Here is a 24,107-nt window from a genome sequence, read left to right as displayed (position 1 = left end):
TATCTCCGGTCGGGCTCAGTCGCGGTAGCCACCCTCGCCACGCTCCTCGCCGCCGCGACCACCCTCGTGGCGGCCCTCGCCACCGTGGAAGCGGTGGGCGACCCGGAAGCTGCCCACGACGCCGTCGTCAACCTCGATGCCCTCGTGCACGCGCTTCGGGTGAACGCCGTCGCTGGAGCTGTGCGGCCCGACGGTGGCGATGGGGGCGCCGTTGTCGCAGACCGCACCGCTGAAGACCTCGACGTCCCTCCAGCTGTCGTTGCGGATGTTCAGCGACTTGGCACCCAGGCCGCTGACCACGGTGATGCAGCCGAAGTCGTCCGCGGAGTACGTCCGCTCGTTGACGTGGATCACGCCCCGCTCGCGGTGCTCGCGGTGCCCGCGGTGCTCGCGGCGCTCCTCGCGGCCCTCGTTGCCCTTGCCCTCGTTGCCCTTCGAGCCGCCGTCGAGCGGCGCCTGGGCGAGAGAGGCGGGGGCGACAGCCGCCGGAGCGGCCTCGGGGGCCACCTTCTGGACGACCGGCGCCGCCTTCGCGGCCGGCTCGGATGCAGCCGACGCGTAGGTGATGCCGGTGACGGCCACGCCTGCCGTTGCCGCGAGGACAATGGCGGTGGTCATCTTGTTCATGGAACTTCTCCTGTCTCGACTGGATCGGCTTGGTGCCGACAGATATGAACGTACTGGCCGATTGAAGGACTGTCATATCAACCCGTGCCGAATGGTTGATGAGGGGGGCCAAATGGGGGACCTGGGGCGCTCTGACCCTGTTTTCGGGGGTCGGCATGGTCGGCTATCAGATTTCTCAAAACGCCTTATTTGAGGGGGAGTTGACGGCGCGGATTGGGTCTTTCGGGTGGCCACTGACTCCTGCTCACCCTTTTGGCGCTCTCCGGGGTGCAGGCGGCGTCGGACCGGAATGACGGGGTGCCAAATTGACGGCCTTGCGGCCCGCCCCGAGGGCTCCTGATCCGGGTCGTACGGCCGTGGCGCGACTGTCGGGATTCGCGTCGGCGAGGGGGGGATCTCTCGGCTTCTCCGCGATCCGTCGCATGAGAACTCTGATGATCTTTTTCCTCGCGCCCGTCATGAAAAAAGTCCCGCCCTCCGAGTGGTCGGAGGGCGGGACCTTTTCGCTCGGTCTTCGTCACATGCGGTGTGGGTCGGGCGAGTTCAGGCCATCAGTGATGGGCAGCGGGAGCTGGGCGCCGCCTGGATCCGCCGGGCGTCGGCGATCGGCCGAGGCGGCTGGTCGACCGTCAGGCGGGTCCCGGGTGATCGTCAGGGCTGTCGCCGGCGTCGGGGTCGGCGCCCGACGCGGGGTGGCCGCTGGGGGTGGGTGGTGCCGTCCGGACCGGTGGCGTCCACCGGCGCCGGGTGCCGCTGACCGGGACGGCGCCCGCGACGTGGCGCGGGCGGCCTCCGCGGGGCGGGGGCGGCCGAGGAAGCCACCACAGCCGCGGCCGGGTGGCGAGCGCTGTCGAGTGCTTCGTGCCCGCCACCCTGGGGGCCGATCATCCGTCGACTCGTGAACGGCGTGACGGTGCTGCTACCGCACGAGGTCCGACGGATCCGTGTTGGCGCCGCACAGGAGGACGGCGATGCGCTCGCCGTCCACCTGGTCCAGTGCCGCCAGGGCGGTGGAGGCGGCGTGCTCGACGGCGATCCGGCGCTCGTCCCACAGCTGCCGCCGGGCCCGCACGATGGCGTCGTCGGACACCAGTACCGAGCGGACGCTCTCGTGCCCGGCCGCGTGCACGGCGAGGGCGGTGGCCCGGCGGGCGCCGAGCGCGTCCTGAGCCACCGACGCGACCGGGACGTCCACCGGGCGGCCCGCCGCCAGTGCCGCGTGGAGGGCCCGACTGCCCTCCGGCTCCACCGCCACCACGCGGACACCGTGCTCGCGGGCCGCGACCGCGACCCCGGCGAACAGCCCGCCGCCGCCCACCGACACCACCACCGTGTCCAGCCCGGGCACCCGGGCGCGGATCTCCTCCAGGACCGTCCCCGCCCCGGCCGCGATCAGCGGGTGGTCGTACGCGTGCGAAGCCAGCGCCCCGCTGTCCGCCGCGAACTCCTCGCAGGCCGCCAGCGCCTCCGCGTACTCCCGGCCGACCAGCCGCACCTCGGCACCGTACGAGCGCAGCCGCGCCAGCTTCACCGGTGAGGCCGTCTCCGGCAGGAACACCGTTGCCCGGACGCCGAGTTCGCGTGCCGCCCAGGCGCAGGCCAGCCCGGCGTTGCCGCCCGAGGCGATGGTGACCCCGGCCGACGGGAGGGCGCCCGCCTCGGCGTGGGCGAGCAGGAAGTTCTGCGCGCCGCGGGCCTTGAAGCTGCCGGTGTGCTGCAGGAACTCCAGTGCCAGCCAGGTCCGTCCGCCGTCGTCACCCGGCGCCACCGCGACCGGCCGCACCCGCCCGGCGATCCGCTGCCCAGCAGCCTTGACCTCGTCGTGCGTCAGCTGGTTCATCGCGCGTGCTCCTTCGCCCGGGGGTGCTCCCGCTCGACCGTAGTCGGCGCGGGCGGGCCGGAAAAGATCGCCGACGGGCGGCGTAGGCTGGCCCTCGTGCGTTTCGTGATCCTCCCGCCGCCGGTCCGCTAGCGGGCGGCGTACTTCACCCGACCCGGCCGAGCGGGAGTGCCCGCCGTCGCCGGGGCGATGGCTGCCGCCCGCCGACCCCGCGGACCCGAACCGGCGATCCATCGTGGAGTACCGACGCATGACCTCCTACGCCGCCGTGCCGTTCCGGCACGGCCTGTTGTCCATTTCCGCCGCCGCCGTCGCCTGGGGCGTGGGCGGAGCCGTGGCCGCGCTGCTGCTGCGCACCAGCGGGCTCGGCCCCGTGGCCGTCACCTGCTGGCGCTTCGGCGTCGCGGCGCTCTGTCTGGCGCTGCTGCCCTCCGGCAGGACGAGCGGCGGCCGCCGGGGCGCCGCCGTGCTGACCGGGATCGGGCTGGCCGTCAGCCAGTGCGCCTACTTCGGTTCCGTGCAGTACGCGGGCCTGGGGCTGGGCACCCTGATCACCATCGGCGCCGGGCCGGTGCTCACCAGCCTCGGCGCCCACGTGCTGCTCGGCGAACGCCTCACCCGACGGGCGGTGGCCGCCGTGGTCCTGGCCCTCGGCGGGCTCGTGCTGCTGGTCGCCGCTCCGGCCGCCGGGCCGCGCCCGGCGCTGGGCGTCGCCCTGGCGCTGCTCGCCGGCGCCGGCCAGAGCGGGCTGACCCTGTGGGCGCGCGGCGGTGGTACGGCGAAAGCCAGCACCGGCGCCTTCACCACCGGGCTGCTCTGCCTGGTGCCGTTCGCGGCCGTCCAGGGCGTGCTGCCGACAGCCGGGGACCCGGCGCTGACCGGGGGAGCGCTGCTCTTCCTCGGGACGGTGCCGACCCTGCTCGCCTACCGGTGGTACTTCACCGGACTCACCGCCGTACCGGGGACCACGGCCGCGGTACTGGTGCTGCTGGAGCCGGCGACGGCGGCGGTGATCGGGGTGCTGCTCCTCGGCGAGCCGCTCACCGCGGGCCTGGTGGCCGGCTCGGCGCTGCTGCTGGCCGCGATCGCGGCGCTGGCCCGGTCGTAGCGACCGAGGACGGCGGTGGGCACCCGACAGGGCGAATCGTGCTCGCCGGGCGCACGCCGTCGTGCTCTCGTGGGCCGCATGAACCTCTCACTCCTGGCCCGGGTGGCCGTCACGACCACCACCGCCGTCCTCGTCGCCGCCGGCTCCACCGCGCCCGCCGCCTTCGCGTCGGCGAGCGGCAGGCGCGATGTCACCGCCGAGCAGTGCCGGGGTGCGGGAGGACGCGTCGAGGGCAGCGGCTACTGCGTCGACGCCGTCGGTGAGGACGCCTGGGGCGAGCCGATCGACGGGCAGGCGGTCAACCCGAACCCGCGCCCGGGCGAGGAGGGCTGAGGGCCTGTCCGTCTTGAGGGCGGCGGGCTCTCCCGAGACCGCCGTTCACGGCACCGGCCGCAGGGTCACCGGCTGCGGGGTCAGCGCCCGCAGCACCAGGTCGATCCGGACCCTGGCGGCGCCCGCCCGGTGGAGCGCGGTGGCGACCGCCCGTAACTCCTCCGGGCCGGTGCAGGCCAGGCGGAGCTCCAGGTCGGCGTCCCCGGCGAGGGCCAGGCCGCTCTGGACCGCCGGGAACTCCGCGGCCAGCCGGTCGAAGTCGAGCGGGGTCGGCCCGTAGTTGACCCGGGCGATCGCGTGCAGGGCGCGGGCCTGCTCGGGCCGGCCCGGCACGGGTTCGAGTCCGGCCGGGACCAGCTGGAGCGGGGCCGTCACCGGTGCTGGAGCTGGGCGGTCGGGGCCGGGGCGGGCGTCGGAGCCGGGACGGATACGGGCGGGGCGACCAGCCGTGGGTCCAGGACCAGGGTGTCGACCCCGAGCGGGGCGGTGAGGTCGCGCAGGGCGGGTTCGCCGATCTCGATGTGGGCCTGGTCCGGTCCCAGGAGGGCGGTGAGGGACTCGGGGCTGGAGAACCCGACCGCGCAGCGGCGGCCGTCGCGCAGACGGAACAGGCGGAGGGCGGTGGGGCTTCCGGTGCCGGTGATGGTGGCGGTGACCGGAACGTGCCAGACGACGCGGGCCATGCGAACGCTCCCGAGTGGGGTGGTGGTGCCTGCCGGGACTACTTCCTCGACGCTAGGCCGGGCCGGGTGCGGCGTCGCCGGTCCTGACGCAGCGTTGACCGAATGGGGTGGTGCGTTGACGCACTCCTGACACCCGACTCACCCGATTGGACGACACCACTTCCGCGCTCGCCCGAACGCTGCCCGACCACGACCCGAACAGTGTCCGACCGACACCTGATCCGGACGGCCCGGGAGCGCTCCGCTTGCCTCCCGTCCCGCCCCGGACCACGGTGGAGTCGGGCGCCGTCGCGGCCGTCGTCGCGGCCGCCGGAGCGCCGCCGGAGTGCCCCCGGAGCCGACCGGCGCGCACTCCGGGGCGGGGGGAGGTGGAGCGAGGGGCCCGGGACGAGATATCTTGACGTCAAGACGTTGGAGACGTGAAGCGGAGTACCGATGACTGACTCGACCATCATCTATACGCACACCGACGAGGCTCCGGCCCTGGCGACCTACTCGTTCCTGCCGGTTGTCCAGGCGTACGCCTCGACGGCGGGTGTGCGGGTGGAGACCCGTGACATCTCCCTGGCCGGGCGCATCATCGCCACCTTCCCGGAGCGTCTGACCGAGGCCCAGCGGATCGGCGACGCCCTGGCCGAGCTCGGTGAGCTCGCCAAGACCCCGGGCGCCAACATCATCAAGCTGCCGAACATCTCGGCCTCCGTGCCGCAGCTGAAGGCCGCCATCGCCGAGCTGCAGGCCCAGGGCTACGCCCTGCCGGACTACCCGGACGACCCGCAGACCGACGAGGACAAGGACGTCCGCGCCCGCTACGACAAGGTCAAGGGCAGCGCCGTCAACCCGGTCCTGCGCGAGGGCAACTCCGACCGCCGCGCCCCGCTGTCGGTCAAGAACTACGCCAAGACCCACCCGCACCGCATGGGCGCCTGGACCGCCGAGTCCAAGACCAATGTCGCCACCATGGGCGAGAACGACTTCGCGAGCACCGAGAAGTCCGCCGTGATCGCCGCCGACGGCGCCCTGCGCATCGAGCTGCTCGGCCAGGACGGCACCACCACCGTGCTGCGCGAGAAGGTCCCGGTGCTGGCCGGCGAGGTCGTCGACGCCTCCGTGATGCGCGCCGCCGCCCTGAACGAGTTCCTGGCCGCCCAGGTCGCCCGCGCCAAGGCCGAGGGCGTGCTGTTCTCGGTGCACCTCAAGGCCACCATGATGAAGGTCTCCGACCCGATCATCTTCGGCCACGTGGTCCGCGCCTTCTTCCCGAAGACCTTCGCCGCCTACGGCGAGGCGCTGGTCGCCGCCGGTCTGAACCCGAACAACGGCCTCGGCGGCATCCTGGCCGGCCTGGACAAGCTGGCGAACGGCGCGGAGATCAAGGCCTCCTTCGAGGCCGAGCTGGCCGACGGCCCGGCGCTGGCCATGGTCGACTCGGACAAGGGCATCACCAACCTGCACGTGCCGAGCGACGTCATCGTCGACGCCTCGATGCCGGCCATGATCCGCACCTCCGGCCACATGTGGGGCCCGGACGGCCAGGAGGCCGACACCCTCGCCGTGCTGCCGGACCACAGCTACGCCGGCGTGTACCAGGCCGTCATCGACGACTGCCGCGCCAACGGCGCCCTGGACCCGGCCACCATCGGCTCGGTCCCGAACGTCGGCCTGATGGCCCAGGCGGCCGAGGAGTACGGCTCCCACGACAAGACCTTCGAGATCGCGGCCGCCGGCACCGTCCGCCTGGTCGACGCCGAGGGCAACGTGGTGCTGGAGCAGGCCGTCCAGCCGGGCGACATCTTCCGCGCCTGCCAGACCAAGGACGCGCCGATCCAGGACTGGGTCAAGCTGGCCGTCACCCGCGCCCGCGCCACCGGCGACCCGGCGGTGTTCTGGCTGGACGGGAACCGCGCCCACGACGCCGTGCTGATCGAGAAGGTCAAGACCTACCTGCCGGAGCACGACACCAACGGCCTGCAGATCGAGATCAAGTCCCCGGTCGAGGCCACCAAGTTCTCGCTGGAGCGCATCCGCCGCGGCGAGAACACCATCTCGGTGACCGGCAACGTGCTGCGTGACTACCTGACCGACCTGTTCCCGATCCTGGAGCTGGGCACCAGCGCCAAGATGCTGTCGGTCGTCCCGCTGATGGCGGGCGGCGGCCTGTTCGAGACCGGCGCCGGCGGCTCCGCCCCGAAGCACGTCCAGCAGCTGGTCAAGGAGAACTACCTGCGCTGGGACAGCCTGGGCGAGTTCTTCGCGCTGGCCGCCAGCTTCGAGCACCTGGCCACCAGCACCGGCAACGCCCACGCCCAGGTGCTGGCCGACACCCTGGACCGCGCCACCGGCACCTTCCTCAACGAGGACAAGTCGCCGAGCCGCCGCCTCGGTGGCATCGACAACCGCGGCAGCCACTTCTACCTGGCCATGTACTGGGCCCAGGAGCTGGCCAAGCAGACCGCCGACGCCGAGCTGGCCAAGGCCTTCGACGGTCTGGCCAAGGTGCTGACCGAGCAGGAGCAGGCCATCGTGGACGAGCTGATCGCCGTCCAGGGCTCGGCCGTGGACCTCGGGGGCTACTACCAGCCGGACCCGGCCAAGGCCGCCGCCGTGATGCGCCCGTCCAAGACCTTCAACGAGGCGCTCGCCAACCTCGGCTGACACCAGTCGAGTTGAGCTGACGGAGGCCCCGGGTCCGGTTCGGACCCGGGGCCTCCGGCGTGCTCAGGCGGCGGCCTTCGGGCGATGGCCGATCAGGCCGTCCCGGTGGAGCAGCTCCAGGTGCGCGCCCCAGGACGGCACGGTGACGAGCAGGCAGACGAGGGCGAGCAGGAGGCACAGGCCGATCCTGATCGGGTGGTGCTCGGCCACATCGCCGGTCGTGCCGTCCGCCCACACCTGCTCGTGGTAGCCGTCCGGGTGGTTGCCGTTCGGGGAGCGGCGGACCTGCTCCCAGTCCTGCCCGGCCGCCGTCCAGCGGTAGGTGCAGCTGTAGAGGTCATTCGAGCCGACCGTGCCCCGGTCCGTGTCCACCGGCTGCGAGCCGGAGACGTAGCAGCCGCTCAGCGTGGCCGTCACCGCTTGGCCGGTGCGCCCCCACTCCCGGATGTCGCTGGTCGCGGACGCCGCCGCCCCGACGCCGACCAGCGGCGGCAGGAACATGAACACGACGAAGACCAGGACGGCTTCGAGCCAGACGTCCTGTCGCCGGAACGGCACGGCGGCCGCGAGGCCGACCAGCACGGCTGCCCCCACGGCCCACCCGTAAGCGGGCTGCAACCCCTGGTCGTCGGCCAGCCACTGCCAGACGGCCAGCCCGCCCACCACCGAGGCGACCAGGGCCGCCACCAGGGCCACCAGCACGCAGGCCCGCTGCAGTGTGCTCCACTCGCCCCGGGTCCGGTCCGTCGTCCCGTACGTCACAGAGCCCCCCTCCGCGCTCGGTTCCGTTCTCATGCTGACGCAGCGGCGCGGACTGATCCAGAGGCCCGTGCGCGGCCGCGGGATCAGGCCAGCCCGAGCACCACCCCGGTGCCGGTCAGCAGCAGGAGCGCCGCGCCGTTGGCGCGCGGCAGCGCGAGCGCCGTGCCGACCGCCTCGCGCAGCAGCTGGTACGGGCCGTGCGCGAGCGGCCCGTCCGCGCCGAGCACCTGGCCGGGGGCGCCGGCCCGGCGGGCGGCCAGGGCGGAGCGGACGGTGTGGAAACCGCTGGTGACGACGGTGCAGCGGTAGTCGGGGCGCTCGGCGGCCATCAGGGCGGCGCTGAAGCGCAGGTTCTCGGCGGTGTTCACGGCCCGCTCCTCGCGCCTGATCCGCTCGGCCGGCACGCCCCGGGCGATCAGGTAGCGGGCCATCGCGGCGGCCTCGGTGCACTCCTCGTGCGGGCCCTTGCCGCCGGTCACCAGCAGCAGCGGCGCGTACCCGGCGGCCTCCTCGGCGGCGAAACGTTCCAGCGCGGCGTCCAGCCGGGCTGCCAGGGTCGGCGCGGGCTCGCAGCCGTCCAGCGCGGCGCCCAGGACCACCAGGTAGTCGGAGCCGGCGGGCACCGGCCGGCGGCGCTGGTGCAGCGCGCAGCCGAGGAAGCCGAGCAGCCAGAGCAGGACGTACCCGCCGAGCAGCACGGGCAGCAGGAACAGGGCGCGCATACCCGTCGAACGCACCCGGCGGGGACACCGTTCCGCAACGCCACGGAGCCCGCGTTCTCAGAGGAACGCGGGCTCCGGGCGGTTCGGTCGGGCGGGCTCAGCCGGCGTCGGCCGCCGGGGTGGCGGGGGTGACGGGAGCCGCGGGTGCGGCGGCGGTGCCGGCCGCCCCCGGGCGCTGGCCGCGCTTGTTCAGCGAGGCCAGGTAGGCGTTGTACGCCTCCAGCTCGGCGTCGCCGCTGCGCTCCTCGGCGCGGTCGCGGCGACGGGCCTGCCGCTGTTCGGAGCCCATCCACTGGTAGACCAGGGCGATCAGCACGATCGCGGTCGGGATCTCGCCGAAGGCCCAGGTGATGCCGCCGGCCAGCTTCTGGTCCTCCAACAGGTCCGTCCCGGGTGGTGCGCTCTGGACGGTGAAGGTGGAGACCAGAGGGTGGCTGGCCATCATCACCGCCACGCCGAAGAAGGCGTGGAAGGGCATCCCCATGAACAGCTCGATGATCCTCATCACATGGCCGGGGCGGTGCGGGCCCGGGTCCACGCCCATGATCGGCCAGAAGAAGGTCAGACCGGTCATGAGGAAGTGCACCATCATGAAGATGTGCCCGAGGCGGTACTGCATCAGGAAGTCGAACAGCGGGGTGAAGTAGACCCCGTACAGGCTCGCGATGAACATCGGGATGGTGAACGCCGGGTGCGAGATCACCCGGACGTAGCGGCTGTGCAGCAGCGCCACCAGCAGCTCGCGCGGCCCGCGCGGGCGGCCCTTGCCCGCCGGGCGCAGCGCGCGCAGCGAGAGGGTGATCGGGGCGCCGAGCAGCAGCAGGATCGGCGTCAGCATCGACAGCACCATGTGCTGGATCATGTGCGCGCTGAACAGCACCATGCCGTAGTCGTTCAGCCCCGAGCAGGTCACCAGCAGCATGCTGGCGACACCGGCCACCCAGCCGACCACCCGGCCGATCGGCCAGCGGTCGCCGCGCCGGTACAGCCGGACCACGCCGAACAGGTACAGCCCGAGCATGACCAGGCCGCCGAGCAGGAACACCCAGTCCGGGGACCAGGTCCACACATGGGAGAGGGTGAACGGGCCTAGTCGGGTCATCCCGCCGTGGTGGTGCATTCCTGACATTCCGTCGCCCATCGGCGGGTCCTGCTTTCCGTCCTCGTGGTCCCTGGTGCGGGTCCGGTTCGCCCGTTTTGCTTGGCATACAGCCTAGGTGGGCCTTACCTCGGCCATTCCGCCGCCCCCTCCGTACGGGTGGTCCCCGGCGGGGCGGGCGCTGGTTAGACTGACCGACCGGTCGGCAGGGAGGAGCCAGCCATGGCGGTGTCGCAGCGGCCCGCGGAAGCGACCACGGTCGCGCTCACCGGGGCGACCGGCTTCATCGGCTCGGCCGTCCTGGCGGCCCTGACGGCGCGCGGCGTCCGGGTGCGGGCGCTGGTCCGCCGGGAGCCTCCCGCCCCCGGGGACGGCATCGACCGGATCCGAGGGGCCCGCCCCGGAGAGGTCGACTGGATCCGCGGGGACCTCGCCGACCGGGCGGCGCTGGCAGGGCTCTGCGAGGGTGCCGGGGTGCTGCTCCACCTGGCCTCCCTGGTCGGCGGCGGCGCCGAGGACTGCGAGGCCGTCAACGACCGGGGCACCGCGGCGGTGATGGCGGCGGCCGGCCGGGCCGGGGTGGGCCGGATCGTGCACCTGTCGACCACGGCGGTGTACGGCGAGGGCCCGCACAGCGGCATCGACGTGGACGGGGTGCCGCCCGCGCCGTTCTCCGAGGCCAGCCGCACCAGGCTGATCGGTGAGCAGCACGCCTTGGCGGCCGGCGCCCTGGTGCTGCGCCCCGCGCTGGTCACCGGCGCGGGCGACCGCTGGGTGGTGCCCGGGCTGGCCGAACTGGCCCGCCGCGTCCCGGCCCGCTGGGAGGGCGGCCGGGCCCTGCTCTCCCTGGTGGACCGTACGGACCTGGCTCGGCTGATCACCGCGCTGGCGCTGGACGCCCCCGCTCCGGTGGTGGGCGTCCAGCACGCCGCCCACCCGATCCCGGTCCGCGCCAGCGAGCTGCTCGACGCCCTGGCCGCGCTCGGTCTGCTGCCCGTCCTGGACGGGCCGGCGCTGCCCTGGGCGGAGTGCCGCCGTCGCCTCGCCGCCGCGCCGGGGCGGGTCTCCGAGCGCCAGTTCACCATGATCGCCTGCGACCACTGGTACCGCAGCGAGGAGATCTGGCGGCTCGCCGCCTGCCCGCCCGGGCCGGGCCCGCTCGCCCGTCTCACCGAGGCGGCGCCCTGGTACCGGACGGCGCTCGGGCTCGATCAGCGCGAATCGTCGGACACGCCGTAGCACCGCGGCCGTCAGGGCCGTACCCGCCCGGCCCGGGCCGACAGGAACCGCTGCTCGGCCAGGCTCGCGGTGGCCCGCGCCGCCCGGCGGTAGTGGTCGTACGCCCCGGCCCGGTCGCCGGCGCGCTCCAGCAGGTGCGCCCGGACGGACAGCAGCCGGTGGTGCCCGGCCATCCGCTGGTCGCCGTCCAGGGTGGCCAGCAGGGCGAGGCCGGCCTGTGGGCCGGCCAGCTCGGCGAGGGCGACGGCCCGGTTGAGGGTGACCATCGGATTGGGCGCGATCCGCTCCAGGATCAGGTAGAGGGCGTGCACCTGCGCCCAGTCGGTCCCGGCGGCGGTGGTCGCGTCGGCGTGGGTGGCGGCGATGGCGGCCTGCAGTTGGTACGGGCCCAGCTCGGGGCCGGCCAGTGCGGCCCTGGCCAGCGCCGTGCCCTCGTCCAGCAGGGCGCCGTCCCAGCTCGTGCGGTCCTGTTCGGCCAGCGGCACCAGGTCGCCCGTCGCGGTGGTGCGGGCCGCGCGGCGGGCGTGGGTGAGCAGCATCAGCGCGAGCAGGCCGGTCACCTCGCCGTCCTCGGGGAGCTGGGCGTGCACCGTCCGGGTTAGCCGGATCGCCTCCCGGGCGAGGTCGGCGCGCTCCAGCTCGCTGCCCGAGGAGGCGGTGTAGCCCTCGTTGAAGATCAGGTAGAGCACGTGCAGGACGACCCGCAGCCGCTCCTCGCGCTCCGCGCCCTCGGGGAGGGTGAACGAGCTGCCGGCCGCCCTGATCCGCTGCTTGGCCCGGCTGATCCGGGCCGCCATGGTGGCCTCCGGCACCAGGAAGGCGCGGGCGATCTCGGCGGTGGTCAGGCCACCGACCGCCCGCAGGGTGAGCGCGGTCTGCGAGGCCGCGGTCAGCGCCGGGTGGCAGCAGAGGAACAGCAGGAGCAGGGTGTCGTCGGTGTCCGGCACGTCCTCGGGCACCACCTCGGCGGCGGTGGTCGCGCTCTCGCGTTCGCGGCGGGCGTGGTCGCTGCGGACCTGGTCCACCAGCCGCCGGGAGGCGACGGTCACCAGCCAGCCGCGCGGATTCCGCGGCACCCCCTCGTCCGGCCACTGGACGCTCGCGGCGAGGACGGCCTCCTGCACGGCGTCCTCGCAGCCCTCGAACCGGCCGTGCCGGCGTACCAACGTGCCGAGGACCTGCGGCGTGAGCTCACGCAGCAGGCCCTCGAAGTCCGGTGCTGTCATGCCTCCAAGTGTCCGTCGGAGAACATCACCTGACGCACCTCGACGCCCAGCCCCTCGATCGCGGCGTCCGGGATCTGCGCGGCGAGCTCGATCGCCCGCTCCCGGTTCTCGCAGTCGACCAGGTAGAAGCCGCCCAGGAACTCCTTGGCCTCCAGGAACGGGCCGTCGGTCACCGCGGGCTGGCCGCCCCGCACGGTGACCACCGCGGACTGGGACGGGTCGACCAGCGCCTGGGTGAGGATCAGCTCGCCGGAGGACTTCAGCGCCTCGATGAACCTGCCGTGCCCGGCGCCGATCGCCGCCTTCTCCTCGTCCGTCAGCGCGTCCAGCACGGCCGGGTTGATGTGCAGGCCGATCAGGAACTTCATCGCGTACTCCTCGTCGTGGGCGGGCCCCGGCTGGACCCTTCGACCGTCGGTCGGAGCCGCCGCCGCCTTCTTGACATCCCTCGCCGAGAAATCTCCCACGAGTTTTCCGCCGTCGCACCGCTCACCGACGTCAAGAAGCGCCGGGCCGCTCCGACCACCCCGCGACAACGTTTCCGAGGAGAGGAGTCGCCGGGATGGACGTCACCCGGGCACGACTGGGACTGGCCGTCCTGATGCTGCCGACGCTGCTGGTCGCGATGGACGTGACGGCGCTGCTGCTCGCCCTTCCACGGCTGAGCGCCGACCTGGGCGCCGACGGCGTCCAGCAGCTGTGGATCAGCGACAGCTACGGACTGATGGTGGCCGGCCTGGTCATCACCATGGGCACGCTCGGCGACCGGATCGGCCGCCGACGCCTGCTGCTGACCGGTGCGGCGGCCTTCGCGGTGCTGTCGGTGGTCGCCGCCTTCGCGGTCGACCCGCTGATGCTGATCGTCGCGCGGGCCCTGCTCGGCGTCGCGGGCGCGACCCTGGCACCGTCCACGCTCGCGCTGATCACCAACATGTTCCGGGACGGGCGGCAGCGCGGACAGGCCGTCGCCGTCTGGGCCACCTGCCAGTTCGCGGGCGGCGCGCTCGGGCCGGTGTTGGCCGGGTTCCTGCTCCAGCACTTCTGGTGGGGGTCGGTGTTCCTGGCCGCCGTCCCGGCGATGGCGGTGCTCCTGATCGCCGGGCCGTTCCTGCTGCCGGAGTTCCGCAGCGAGGCGGCCGGGCGGCTGGACCCGGCCGGGGTCTTGCTGTCGCTGGTGGCGGTGCTGCTGATGCTGTACGGCGTCAAGCAGCTGCCGGTCGAGGACGCGCCGTTGCTCCCGGCGCTGGCACTGCTCGCCGGCACCGCCGTCGGGTACGCCTTCGTCCGGCGGCAGTTGGGGCAGCAGCGGCCGCTGCTGGACCTGCGACTGCTGCGCAGCCGCCCGTTCACGGCCGTGCTGGTCTCGCTGGTGCTCGCCGGGGTCGCGATGGCCGGCACCGGCCTGCTGGTGACCCAGTACCTGCAGAGCGTGCTGGGCCACTCACCGTTCGCCTCCGCGGTGCTCTTCGCCCCGATGGGCCTGGGCGTGGCGGTCGGCACCATGGCCGCGCCGCGGCTGGCCCGCCGGATGGACGACACCACCGCGATCGCGGGCGGGCTGGCCTGCTCGGCGCTGGGCGGCCTGCTGCTGGTCGCCGCCGACGACGGACAGGGCTCGCTGCCGCTGGTGATGACCGGCATCACGGTGCTCGCCCTGGGCACCGGACCGCTGTTCGCCCTGGGCACCGGGCTGGTCCTCGGCTCGGTGCCGCCGGAGCGGGCGGGCTCGGCGGCCTCGATGTCGGAGACCGGCAACTACTTCGGCGGCTCGCTCGGCTTCGCGCTGCTCGGCACGGTGGCCGCCGCGGTCTACCGCGCCCGGGCCGGCGGCTCCGACTCGCTGGCGGGCGCCGTCGAGGCCGCCCGGCACCTGCCCGCGGGGCAGGGCGCCGAACTGCTCCGTGGCGCCCGGGCGGCGTTCACCGCCGGGTTGCACGTCGACGGGCTGATCGCCGCGGCGCTGTTCGCCGGCCTGGCCGTGCTGACCCCGGCCATGCGCTGGGCGAAGCGGTCCGCGCCGGAGGAGTCGCTGCCGGACCATGAGCCGGCCCGGCGGTGAGGGCTTGAACCTGACACCGGTGTCAGCTCCTACCGTCGGTGTGCGACGAACGCGGTGACCACGAAGGGGGAACGAGAGATGAGCGAGCTGACCGGCAAGGTGGCCCTGGTGACCGGCGGCAGCCGGGGCATCGGCGCGGCGGTGGCCAAGCGGCTGGCGGCCGAGGGGGCGGCGGTGGCGCTGACCTACGTCCGGGCCGAGGAGCAGGCCCGGACGGTGGTCAAGGAGATCGAGGCGGCCGGCGGCCGGGCGGTGGCGATCCGGGCGGACCTGGTCGAGCCGGACGCCGCCGCGCGGGCGGTGGAGGAGACCGTCCGCGAGCTGGGCGGCATCGACATCCTGGTGAACAACGCGGGCTTCCTCACCTACGGCCCGCTCGCCGAGGTGTCGGTCGAGGAGCTCGACCGGGTGCTCGCCGTCGACATCCGCTCGGTGTTCCTGGCCGCCCAGGCGGCCGCCCGGCACATGGGCGAGGGCGGGCGGATCATCAGCGTCGGCTCCTGCTTCAACGGGCGCGTCCCCGGTGCGAACTTCGTCCTCCAGGCGACCGCCAAGACCGCGCTGACCGGGCTGACCAAGGGCCTGGCCCGGGAGCTCGGCCCGCGCGGGATCACCGCCACCATCGTCGACCCGGGCCCGATCGACACCGACATGAACCCGGCTGACGGCGACTCCGCCGACTTCCAGCGCGGGCTCACCGCCCTGGACCGGTTCGGCGAGGCCGAGGACATCGCCGCCGCGGTGGCCTTCCTGGCCGGTCCCGGCGGACGCTACGTCACCGGCACCGCCCTCGCGGTGGACGGCGGCTACACCGCCTGAGCGCGGGGCCCGGGCGGGGCGGCGGCCTCGGTCGGCGCCCTCGCCCACAGGTAGCCAGGGCTCAGCTGCGGTCGTGGTCCCCGGTCGCGCCGTCGGTGAGTTCGCGCAGGATGTCCATGTGCCCGGCGTGCCGGGCGGTCTCGGTGGTCATGTGGATCAGCACCCAGCGCAGCGACACCGTCCGGCCCGACCAGGAGGTGCCGAGGGAGTCCAGCTCCAGCCGGTCGATCGCCTCGTCGGCGGCGGCCCGGGCACGGGCGTAGAAGGCCAGCACGTCCGCCGTCGACTCGTGCGGCTCGATCCGCAGGTCGGAGCTCTCGTCGGCGTCGATGTCGAACGGCAGCGGGCCGGTCTCCAGGCCGAAGGTCTCGCGGAACCAGCCGAGTTCGGCGCCGCCGAGGTGCTTGACCAGCCCGAGGAGGTTCGTCCCCGAGGGCGTCAGCGGCCGGCGCAACTGCTCGTCGTCCAGGCCCTGGACCTTCCAGAGCACCGCGTCGCGGTGCCGGTCGAGGGCCGTGTGCAGGCTTTCCTTCTCACCGCCGGTGAACGGCACGATCTTGACCATGACCGGGACGGTAGCAGGACCCCGACCCGCACGAGGAACGGATTCCGAACCCCCGGAAAGTGCTGTTGTGTTGAATCTTGTGGGTTCCTGATAGGTGCAATATCGTATGGCACCCTCGCCCTGCCCCCCTCGCAGGGCCACTCACCCACTCGGGAAGCCCCCCACATGCGCAGAACTCCACATCGCGTCGTCGGCATACTCGCCGCCACCGCCCTCGCGGCCTCCGGCCTCAGCGCCACGGCACTCGTCACCGCCACTCCGGCCGCCGCCCTCGGCAACGGCAACGCCCTGACTCCGCCCATGGGTTGGAACTCGTGGAACAGCATCGGTGCCTACGTCACCGAGAGCGAGATCAAGCAGACCATCGACTTCATGTCGGCCAACGGCCTGGTGCAGGCGGGCTACGACACCGTCACCGTCGACGACGGCTGGTCGACGCGCCACCGAGACGGCCAGAGCACGGACTTCGCCAAGACCGCCGACGGCGCCATGCAGCTCTACGACAACAACGGCAATCCGGTCAGCGGCACCGACGGGGGCGGGAACGACACCACCAGCGGTCACCTGGTCCCCGAGCCCAACCAGTTCCCCGCGCAGACCGTCGACGGCAGGACCGTCAACGGCATCCAGTACCTGGCCTGGTACGCCCACAGCAAGGGCATGAAGTTCGGCCTCTACGCCACCGACACCTACACCACCTGCCAGGGCCACCCCGGCAGCCTCGGCCACGAGAGCACCGACGCCGCCGACTTCGTCTCCTGGGGCGTCGACTTCGTCAAGTACGACGACTGCCCCTACGGCCCCACCATCTACGGCCCCGACGGCTACGCCTACTACCCGCAGGGCGAGGGCAGGGAGCTCACCCAGTCCATCTACGCCCGGACCCAGACCTTCCAGCGCGCGCTCGACGCGGCGACCGGCGCCGCGGGCAAGCCCAAGGTCACGCTCAGCCTGTCCGCGCAGCCCGCGCACACCGGCATCCCCTACCTGCTGAACGCCGGCGACCCGGCCCGGACCGATCCGCTGATCACGGCCGCCGGACCGACCCCGCCGCACCAGGCGCCCGGCTACTCGCCCACCGGAATCTGGTGCGGCCAGGTCGCCAACATGTGCCGGATCGGCGGCGACCGGGACAGCGAGCTGGACGGCGTGCTCTACAACGGTCAGTTGCAGACCGCACTGAAGTACCCGGGCAACGTCCACCCCGGCAGCTGGAACGACCTGGACATGATGTTCGCCGGCTGGCAGGACCCGTACGGCGTCTGGGGCGTCACCGACACCTCCAAGGGCAACAAGCCCTTCACGGACGACGAGTCGCGCACCGAACTGTCCGTCCTGTCGATGATGGCGGCCCCGCTCATCTCCGGCGCCGACCTGCGCACCGCCGCCGACTCGCGGCACACCGCGAACGGCTACACCTGGTCCACCGGCATCAGCTCCTCCGCGCTGTCGCTCCTCAAGAACCGCGACATGATCGCCGTCGATCAGGACAGCCTCGCCAAGCCCGCCACCCTGGTCGGCAACCCGCCGTCCTCGCCGACCGCCCCCGTGGTCCTCAAGCGCCAACTCGCCAACGGTGACCTGGCGGTGGCGCTGATCAACCAGGACCCGAACAACTGGGCCATGATCAGCGCGAGCTTCGCCGACCTCGGCCTGACCGGCTCCGGCTACGGCTACCGGGAGCTGTGGACGGGCGCCACCGGCACCGCCACCGGCTCCGTGGGCGGCAACTGGATCCCCGCGCACGGCGTCGCGCTCTACCGCCTCTCCGGCGCGGGCACCGGCACGGGTGGCGGCACCGGAGGCAGCCAGGCGAGCGTCGTCGGCGACGGCAAGTACCACGCGATCAGCGCGGGCGGCACCGGGGGACAGGCGCTCGAAGTCCAGGGCGGCTGCTACGCCTCCGTCGGCGGCAACTCCGACATCAACGCCTACCAGAGCGGCAACGCCGCTCAGCAGTGGATGTTCACGGCCAACCCGGACGGCACCGTGACGATCACCGACAACTGCTACACCGCCGCCCAGTCGCACACCGTGCTCGCCGGCGGCAACGGCGTCGGCAGCGCCTACCTGCTCAACCCCTCGGCCAACAACCCCTGGCAGAAGTGGAAGGTCACCCAGAACGGCAGTGGCGCGCTCACCGTCACCAACGTCGGCAACGGCCTGACACTGGACGTCGCCGGCACCGCGGCCGGCTCCACGGGCATGACCAACCCGGCCAACCCGGCCGCGGCCGGTCAGAGCTGGACCGTCCTGTCCTGACATCCTTCGCGACCCGCCGCCGGGAGGCCACCCGCCTCCCGGCGGCGGTTCGCCTCTTCCGTCACGGTCGGCCCCGATGGGCACGGCGAGGGGCCCCGGCCGGTCCGTCGACCGGCCGGGGCCCCAGGTGTCGCTACTCGTTGACGCTCAGCCGCTCAGCCGCTCAGCCGCTCAGCTCTGGGTGAAGCCCGTGAAATCGGCCTCGCCACTGGTGCCCGTGCTGTGCGAGGTGGTGAACAGTCCGACGTCCTGGAGTGCGGCCGCTCCCGGGACGGTGGCCTGGCCGACCTTCGTCCAGGTGGTCCCGTCGGTGGAGTAGTAGCCGGTGTACGTCGAGCCGTCGCGCACCAGCTTCAGCCAGCTCGGATAGCTCGCGGATCCCGAACCCTGGTTCGCCGGGGCGCTGTTGGAGTCCAGCTTGCCGTCGCCGTCGCTGTCCCACTGAAGCACGTAGCCCTTGCCCGGTGCCTCGGCGAGGATGAGGTACCCGGTCGACAGACCCGGCTTGGTGATGTCGTTGCGCACCATGATCCCGGCCTTGGCCCAGTCGCTGGTCGGCGCCTGCGCGGTGAGCTTCACGACCGTGGTGGAGCCGTCGTGTTCGGCGCCCGGCCGGTAGACGGTGCTGTACTCGTCGACGTCGTAGTAGAGGTCGGAGCCCGCGCCGTCGATGGCGAAGGTCCCGTCCTGCGCGCCGAAGACGGCGGTGGTGTCGGTGAAGGTCCGGTAGGGCGCCTGCACGGGTGCGGCCAGGACGACCGGCGTGGGCGCGGCGACGCTCTGCGGGCCGCCCGGCCCGTGCGCGGTGGCGGTGCCGGTGAGGGTGGCCCGGGTGATCGGCGTCGGCAGCTTCGCCGGGGCGGTCACGCGGAACGCGGCCTCCGCGTGGCCGCCGGCCGGCACGTGCCCGACCCGGGTCCCCGACAGGGGCGCGACCGTCCACCCGGCCGGGACGTCGAGTCCGAGCACGACGTCGTTCGCGGACTGGGCGCCGTTGTTGGCGAAGGCCGTGGTGACCGTGGCCGAGCCGCCCGGAGTGAGGTCGGGCACCTTGGTGTCGAGGACGAGGTCCGGGTGGTGTCCGCCCGGGTGGTCGGTCGGGGTGACCCGGTACATGACGGCGCCGTGGCCCGGCACGGTGGAGCCGATCGTCCCGGAGGTCTCGCCGTCGGTGTGCTCCCACAGGTCCCGCAGGAGGTACCCCTTGGCCTGCGGCAGGCCGACCGCGGCCGCGGTGGTCGAGATCACCGCGGGCTGCGTGTTCTCGTTGAACAGCGTGACGGCGACGCTGCCGTCGGCGAGCGGCTTGGCCAGGACGTCCAGGCCCGCGGCCATGCTCACCGGCCGTCCCTGCTTGCCGAGCCGGTCCTGGTCGACGGCGATGACCTCGGTGTTGCCGTAGATCGCGAGGGTGTCGGCGCTCGCCTTGCGCAGATCGGTGCCGGCGATCAACGGGGCCGCCATCTCCGCCCAGAGCGAGAAGTGGGCGCGGTCCTCGGTCGCCGTCATGCCGTTGCCGACCTCGAGCATGTCCGGGTCGTTCCAGCCGCCCGGCCCCGCGGCGTCGGCGAGCTTGGCGTTCGCGTGGAAGATGTCCAGCATCCGGCCGAACGAGGCGTCGATGTCCCCCGTGGTGCGCCAGAGTTGGCCGACCGTGCCACCCCAGGTCCACACGCTGTCCAGGCCCCAGTTGCAGAGGCTGTAGACGATCGGACGGCCGGCCTTCCCCAGAGCGTCGGCCATCGCGCGGTAGCGCTGCTGGGACGGTATGCCCTGGTTGTAGCAGTTGTCGTACTTGAGGTAGTCGACGCCCCAGGAGGCGAAGGAGCTCGCGTCCTGCTGCTCGTGGCCGAGGCTGCCGGGAAAGCCCGCACAGGTCAGCGTGCCGGCGCTCTCGTAGATGCCGAGCTTGAGGCCCTTGGCGTGCACGTAGGCGGCCACGCCGGTGATCCCGTGGGGGAATTTGACCGGGTCGGGGACGAGCCTCCCCTCGGCGTCGCGGGCCTTGCCCATCCAGCAGTCGTCGATGTTGACGTACTGGTAGCCCGCGGCCTGGAGGCCGCCCGAGACCAGCTTGTCGGCGGTCTGCTCGACCAACTGCTCGTCGACGTCGCAGCCGAACGCGTTCCAGTCGTTCCAGCCCATCGGCGGGGTGGGGACCAGCACGGCGCCGGACGAGTCGGCGGCTGCGGCGGGGGTGCCGGTGAGGGGAACAGCGGCGAGCGGCGCCGCTGCCAGCGAGGCCGCGAGTAACGCGGCCCACGTCTTGCGCATCGTGTCTCCTGGGTCCGGAGGGGGTTGCGGACGGTGGTGCAGGAACTGGCACCCTGCGCAGGGCGGGGGAAAGCGAACCAAACCAAACAGAGATAGTCAATACTCAACGCAATCAGACGGATATCAACGTGCCGTGGGGCCCTGGTCGTCGAGTGGCTGGAAGGTGCCGCCCACACCGACGGAGCCGTGCCGACGGACGCGCATGCCGACGGAGCCCACGGAGTCGGTGGTCACGACGCGGTGGGCTCCGGCGGTGCCGTGGGCGGGTTCCGGGTCAGCCGAGCGCGGCGTCCCGGAGTCGGGAGGCGGCCTGCTCCGGGCTCACATCGGTGACGAAGGCGTCCAGACCGGATTCCACACCGGCCAGGTACTTGAGCTTGCCGGGCGCCCGTCGGATGGTGAACAACTCCAGGTGGAGCGCGAGTTCGTCGCCGCCGCTGTCGGGCGCCTGGTGCCAGGCCGAGATGTACGGGGTCCGGTTGGGTGCCGCGCCGGGCGCGGCGGGGAACAGTGCGTCGAAGCGGCGCAGCAGGTCCAGGTAGAGGCCGGGGAACTCGGCGCGCTCGGCCTCGGTGAGCGCGGTGAGGTCGCGCACCCGCCGGTGGGGGTAGAGGTGGACCTCGTAGGGCCAGCGGGCGGCGAACGGGACGAAGGCGGTCCAGTGCCCGCCTTGGAGCACCAGTCGCTCGGGGGAGTTCCGTTCGGCGGCGAGCAGGTCCTCGAAGAGGTTCCGGCCGGTGCGGGCCCGGTGCGCCTCGGCCCGGGCGATCATCCGGGAGGTGCGGGAGGGGACGAAGGGGAAGGCGTAGATCTGGCCGTGCGGGTGAGCGAGCGTGACCCCGATCTCCTCGCCGCGGTTCTCGAAGCAGTACACCTGCCGCACGCCGGGCAGGGCGGACAGGTCCGCCGTGCGGTCGGTCCAGGCGTCCAGCACGAGGCGCGCCCCGGGCTCGTCCAGGTCGGCGAAGGAGGCGTCGTGGTCGGAGGTGAAGCAGACCACCTCGCAGCGGCCGTTGCCGGGCCGGAGGGTGTGCAGGGGTGCGTCCTGGGCCGCGACGTGCTCGGCGGAGCCGGTGGCGAGCGAGGGGAAGCGGTTCTCGAACACCGCGACCTCGTAGTCGGCGGCCGGAATCTCGCTGAGCCGCCCGTCCCGGGAGGGGCACAGCGGGCACTCGCCGGCCGGCGGGTGGTAGGTGCGCTGCTGACGGTGCGCCGCCACCGTCACCCACTCGCCGAGCACCGGGTCGAGCCGGATCTCGGAGAGGCTCGCGGTCGGCCCGAGCGGCCGCTCGTCCGGGACATCGCGGAGCGCACCGGGCTCCTGGTCGAAGTAGACGAGTTCGCGGCCGTCGGCCAACGTGGTGGCGGTTCTGTGCACCGCTGTACTCCTTACGCGTGGGACGTCGCCCCGGCAGTTTTCGAGCTCCAACAGATTCAAACAGAGACGATCGCTTGTCAACAGCCATTGTTGCTGGTGACAGGTGTTCCGGACTGCCAACTCGACCCGACTGAACATGGCCATCGCAGGTGTTGACCCTAGGGGCAGTGGTGTTTGATTATGTCGGAATTCACTCCCGCTCGCTGATGGACACCGCCGGCGGGAGCCATCCCCGCTCGCACCAGGCATGGAGCTGAACAGATGATCGACGAGGCCGCCACCGACTTCGAGGCCGTCCACGGGGCACGGCCGAGCGGCGTCTGGGCCGCTCCGGGCCGGGTGAACCTGATCGGCGAGCACACCGACTACAACGACGGCTTCGTCCTGCCGATCGCCCTGCCGCACACCACCCGGGTCACCGCCCGCCGCCGCGAGGACGGACGGCTGCGGCTGTACAGCGCCCAGGGCGACGGCACGGTCACCGACCTCGCGCTGGACGGCCTGGCACCCGGCGTCGTCGCCAGCTGGGCCGGCTACCCGGCCGGGGTCTTCTGGGCGCTCGCCGAGGCGGGCCACCCCGTCGGCGGCGCCGACCTGCTCGTCGACAGCGACGTGCCGGCCGGCGCCGGCCTCTCCTCCTCGGCCGCCCTGGAGTGCGCCACGGCCGCCGCCCTGAACGACCTGTACGACCTCGGCCTGACCATGCCGGACCTCGCCCTGCTCGCCCAGCGGGCCGAGAACGCCTTCGTCGGCGTGCCCTGCGGTGTGATGGACCAGATGGCCTCCGCCTGCTGCACGGACGGCACGGCGCTGTTCCTGGACACCCGGACGCTGGAGCAGCGGCACGTCCCGTTCGACCTCGCGGCGGCCGGCCTGCGGCTGCTGGTGATCGACACCCGGGTCAAGCACGACCTCGGCGACGGCGCCTACGCGGCCCTGCGAGCCGGCTGCGAGCGCGCCGCCGGCCTGCTCGGGCTGCCCGCGCTGCGCGACCTCCCGGCCGCCGCCCTGGCCCCGGCCCTGGACCGGCTGCCCGAGGAGCTCCGGCCGCTGGTACGGCACGTGGTGACCGAGAACGGGCGCGTGCTGGAGACGGTCGAGCACCTGGGCCACGGTGAGATCGCCGCGCTGGGCCCGATCCTGACGGCCGGACACGCCTCGCTGCGCGACGACTTCCGGGTCTCCTGCCCGGAGACGGACCTCGCGGTGGAGGCCGCCGTCGCCGCCGGGGCGCTTGGTGCCCGGATGACCGGCGGGGGCTTCGGCGGGTCGGTGGTCGCCCTGGTCGAGGCCGTGCGCGTGGCGGGGGTGTCGGAGGCGGTGGAGGCGGCCTTCCGCTCGGCGGGCTTCGCCGCACCGGTGACCTTCACCGCCGTGCCCTCGGCGGGCGCCCGGCGGGTGGGCTGACCTGGCCGACCGCTTAGCCGGCCGCTCAGCCGGCCGCCGGGACGACGACGAGCTCGCCGACCGCCTCGGCGATCACCTCGCGGGCGGTCGCCGGGAGGGCGTCGTCGGTGACGAAGCAGTCGACCTCCGCCAGGGTCGCGAAGCTGCTCAGCCCGACCACGCCCCACTTGGTGTGGTCCGCGACCACGACGGTGCGGCGCGCCGAGGCGATCAGGGCCCGATTGGTCTGCGCCTCGGCCAGGTTGGGCGTGGTGAGGCCGGCCTGCTCGCTGACCCCGTGCACACCGAGGATCAGCAGGTCCACGTGCAGCGAACGGATCGTCTGGTCGGCCAGTGCCCCCACCAGGGCCGCCGAGCGGGTGGGGGACCCACCGGTCAACAGCAGCGACGGGACGGTCTCCTTCCCGTCGCTCCCGGCCGCCCACAGCAGGTCCGCGATCCGCAGCGAGTTGGTCACCACCGTCAGCTCCGGGACCTCCAGCAGCCGGGCGGCGACCGCGTAGGTCGTGGTTCCGGCCGAGAGGGCCACCACGCTGCCCGGCTCCACCAGCTTCACCGCGGCGTCCGCGAGCGCGGCCTTGGTGCCCTCCTCCAGCCCGGACTTGGCGTCGAAGCCGGGTTCGAAGGTGCTCGCCGTCCCGGTCGCGACCGCCCCGCCGTGCACCTTCTCCACGGCGCCCTGGCGAGCCAGCGCGTCGAGGTCCCGGCGGATGGTCATGTCGGAGACGCCGAACTGCTCGACCAGCTCGGCGACCCGGACCGCGCCGGCCCGGCGGATCGCCTCCAGGATCAGCGCCTGGCGCTGGGCGGCGAGCAACGTCTGGTCAGCCACGGAGGACCTTTCGATCGAACGAGCACGTGCGGCTTGTGCGTTCTCGTGGGTGACCGGGAACGCGGCTGGGTCCTGCGGGAGCCATTATCCCAGGGCCGGCGGGCCACCCGTCTCCCCGGTACCCGGTCGGCGAAAGGAGCCGCCGGTGCCGCGGGCGGTCACGGCACCGGCGGTCCGGCCGACCTTCACGGCCGGCTGCCGCGGTCGGGCCCGGGCC

21 protein-coding genes are annotated in these 24,107 nt (G+C 73.1%); 8 read left to right on the top strand and 13 right to left on the bottom strand.

The genetic code is table 11. From position 1 onward, the window contains the following. Positions 1-15: 15 nt before the first annotated feature. Positions 16-627 (bottom strand): hypothetical protein, encoded by a 612-nt coding sequence (locus ACFVWU_RS32615; protein WP_387627591.1) that lies wholly within the window; start codon positions 625-627, stop codon positions 16-18. Positions 628-1,546: 919 nt separating this feature from the next. Then, complete coding sequence (locus tag ACFVWU_RS32610) at positions 1,547-2,467, bottom strand: serine/threonine dehydratase (RefSeq protein WP_387627589.1); 921 nt, start codon at positions 2,465-2,467, stop codon at positions 1,547-1,549. A gap of 250 nt (positions 2,468-2,717) precedes the next feature. On the opposite strand from ACFVWU_RS32610, the gene ACFVWU_RS32605 reads away from it, so the two are divergent. Together ACFVWU_RS32605 and ACFVWU_RS32600 are read left to right on the top strand one after the other, a co-directional pair. Further along, positions 2,718-3,575 carry an EamA family transporter gene (locus tag ACFVWU_RS32605; protein ID WP_387627587.1) on the top strand — a complete coding sequence of 286 codons (858 nt, stop codon included), beginning with the start codon at positions 2,718-2,720 and terminating at the stop codon, positions 3,573-3,575. 78 nt (positions 3,576-3,653) lie between these two features. Next, positions 3,654-3,908: a hypothetical protein gene (locus ACFVWU_RS32600; protein WP_387627585.1), complete on the top strand. Its 255-nt coding sequence runs from the start codon at positions 3,654-3,656 to the stop codon at positions 3,906-3,908. A 45-nt stretch (positions 3,909-3,953) separates the two neighbouring features. Here the strand turns inward: ACFVWU_RS32600 and ACFVWU_RS32595 are convergent, their stop codons facing one another. Next, the gene (locus ACFVWU_RS32595) at positions 3,954-4,283 is read right to left on the bottom strand and encodes a hypothetical protein (protein WP_387627583.1); all 330 of its coding nucleotides are present in this window, start codon (positions 4,281-4,283) and stop codon (positions 3,954-3,956) included. Beyond that, the gene (locus ACFVWU_RS32590) at positions 4,280-4,591 is read right to left on the bottom strand and encodes an SAV_915 family protein (protein WP_387627581.1); all 312 of its coding nucleotides are present in this window, start codon (positions 4,589-4,591) and stop codon (positions 4,280-4,282) included. Before ACFVWU_RS32590 ends, ACFVWU_RS32595 begins: the two co-directional genes overlap by 4 nt. Positions 4,592-5,026: 435 nt before the next feature. Between ACFVWU_RS32590 and ACFVWU_RS32585 the strand changes: the two genes are divergently transcribed. After that, entirely contained in the window at positions 5,027-7,246 is a 2,220-nt protein-coding gene (locus ACFVWU_RS32585; RefSeq protein ID WP_387627579.1) for an NADP-dependent isocitrate dehydrogenase, read from the top strand. 63 nt (positions 7,247-7,309) lie between these two features. Here the strand turns inward: ACFVWU_RS32585 and ACFVWU_RS32580 are convergent, their stop codons facing one another. The 3 genes from ACFVWU_RS32580 to ACFVWU_RS32570 form a co-directional block, all read right to left on the bottom strand. Next, positions 7,310-8,008 carry a hypothetical protein gene (locus ACFVWU_RS32580; protein WP_387627578.1) on the bottom strand — a complete coding sequence of 233 codons (699 nt, stop codon included), beginning with the start codon at positions 8,006-8,008 and terminating at the stop codon, positions 7,310-7,312. Between the two features lie 83 nt (positions 8,009-8,091). Continuing rightward, a complete protein-coding gene (locus ACFVWU_RS32575; RefSeq protein ID WP_387627576.1) occupies positions 8,092-8,730 on the bottom strand; it encodes a YdcF family protein in 639 nt (212 codons plus the stop codon). Positions 8,731-8,827: 97 nt separating this feature from the next. After that, the gene (locus ACFVWU_RS32570) at positions 8,828-9,850 is read right to left on the bottom strand and encodes a cytochrome c oxidase assembly protein (protein ID WP_387627611.1); all 1,023 of its coding nucleotides are present in this window, start codon (positions 9,848-9,850) and stop codon (positions 8,828-8,830) included. 201 nt (positions 9,851-10,051) lie between these two features. Between ACFVWU_RS32570 and ACFVWU_RS32565 the strand changes: the two genes are divergently transcribed. After that, positions 10,052-11,068, top strand: a complete 1,017-nt coding sequence (locus ACFVWU_RS32565; protein ID WP_387627575.1) for an NAD-dependent epimerase/dehydratase family protein — start codon at positions 10,052-10,054, stop codon at positions 11,066-11,068. 11 nt (positions 11,069-11,079) lie between these two features. Here ACFVWU_RS32565 and ACFVWU_RS32560 read toward each other — a convergent pair whose 3' ends face one another. Together ACFVWU_RS32560 and ACFVWU_RS32555 are read right to left on the bottom strand one after the other, a co-directional pair. Beyond that, entirely contained in the window at positions 11,080-12,294 is a 1,215-nt protein-coding gene (locus tag ACFVWU_RS32560) for an RNA polymerase sigma factor (protein WP_387627573.1), read from the bottom strand. Continuing rightward, complete coding sequence (locus ACFVWU_RS32555) at positions 12,291-12,662, bottom strand: YciI family protein (RefSeq protein WP_387627572.1); 372 nt, start codon at positions 12,660-12,662, stop codon at positions 12,291-12,293. The genes ACFVWU_RS32560 and ACFVWU_RS32555 overlap by 4 nt, the downstream gene beginning before the upstream one ends. A gap of 194 nt (positions 12,663-12,856) precedes the next feature. Between ACFVWU_RS32555 and ACFVWU_RS32550 the strand changes: the two genes are divergently transcribed. Next, positions 12,857-14,353 (top strand): MFS transporter, encoded by a 1,497-nt coding sequence (locus tag ACFVWU_RS32550; RefSeq protein ID WP_387627570.1) that lies wholly within the window; start codon positions 12,857-12,859, stop codon positions 14,351-14,353. Positions 14,354-14,431: 78 nt separating this feature from the next. Continuing rightward, positions 14,432-15,172, top strand: a complete 741-nt coding sequence (locus tag ACFVWU_RS32545) for a 3-oxoacyl-ACP reductase family protein (protein ID WP_387627569.1) — start codon at positions 14,432-14,434, stop codon at positions 15,170-15,172. Positions 15,173-15,233: 61 nt separating this feature from the next. Here the strand turns inward: ACFVWU_RS32545 and ACFVWU_RS32540 are convergent, their stop codons facing one another. Next, positions 15,234-15,737 (bottom strand): DinB family protein, encoded by a 504-nt coding sequence (locus ACFVWU_RS32540; protein WP_387627568.1) that lies wholly within the window; start codon positions 15,735-15,737, stop codon positions 15,234-15,236. A gap of 165 nt (positions 15,738-15,902) precedes the next feature. Between ACFVWU_RS32540 and ACFVWU_RS32535 the strand changes: the two genes are divergently transcribed. Further along, positions 15,903-17,999, top strand: a complete 2,097-nt coding sequence (locus ACFVWU_RS32535) for an alpha-galactosidase (protein WP_387627566.1) — start codon at positions 15,903-15,905, stop codon at positions 17,997-17,999. Positions 18,000-18,170: 171 nt separating this feature from the next. Here the strand turns inward: ACFVWU_RS32535 and ACFVWU_RS32530 are convergent, their stop codons facing one another. Together ACFVWU_RS32530 and galT are read right to left on the bottom strand one after the other, a co-directional pair. Beyond that, entirely contained in the window at positions 18,171-20,273 is a 2,103-nt protein-coding gene (locus tag ACFVWU_RS32530) for an NEW3 domain-containing protein (RefSeq protein WP_387627565.1), read from the bottom strand. Between the two features lie 274 nt (positions 20,274-20,547). Continuing rightward, positions 20,548-21,651 (bottom strand): galactose-1-phosphate uridylyltransferase, encoded by a 1,104-nt coding sequence (galT, locus tag ACFVWU_RS32525; protein ID WP_387627563.1) that lies wholly within the window; start codon positions 21,649-21,651, stop codon positions 20,548-20,550. Between the two features lie 261 nt (positions 21,652-21,912). Between galT and galK the strand changes: the two genes are divergently transcribed. Further along, the gene (galK, locus tag ACFVWU_RS32520) at positions 21,913-23,058 is read left to right on the top strand and encodes a galactokinase (RefSeq protein ID WP_387627562.1); all 1,146 of its coding nucleotides are present in this window, start codon (positions 21,913-21,915) and stop codon (positions 23,056-23,058) included. A 25-nt stretch (positions 23,059-23,083) separates the two neighbouring features. Here the strand turns inward: galK and ACFVWU_RS32515 are convergent, their stop codons facing one another. Beyond that, a complete protein-coding gene (locus ACFVWU_RS32515; RefSeq protein WP_387627561.1) occupies positions 23,084-23,890 on the bottom strand; it encodes a DeoR/GlpR family DNA-binding transcription regulator in 807 nt (268 codons plus the stop codon). Positions 23,891-24,107: the final 217 nt, after the last annotated feature.

The sequence above is a fragment of the Kitasatospora sp. NPDC058190 genome, from assembly GCF_042883685.1.
GTDB lineage: Bacteria > Actinomycetota > Actinomycetes > Streptomycetales > Streptomycetaceae > Kitasatospora.
Note: the sequence above shows the minus strand (reverse complement) of the source record. Positions and strands in the feature narration are given on the sequence as shown.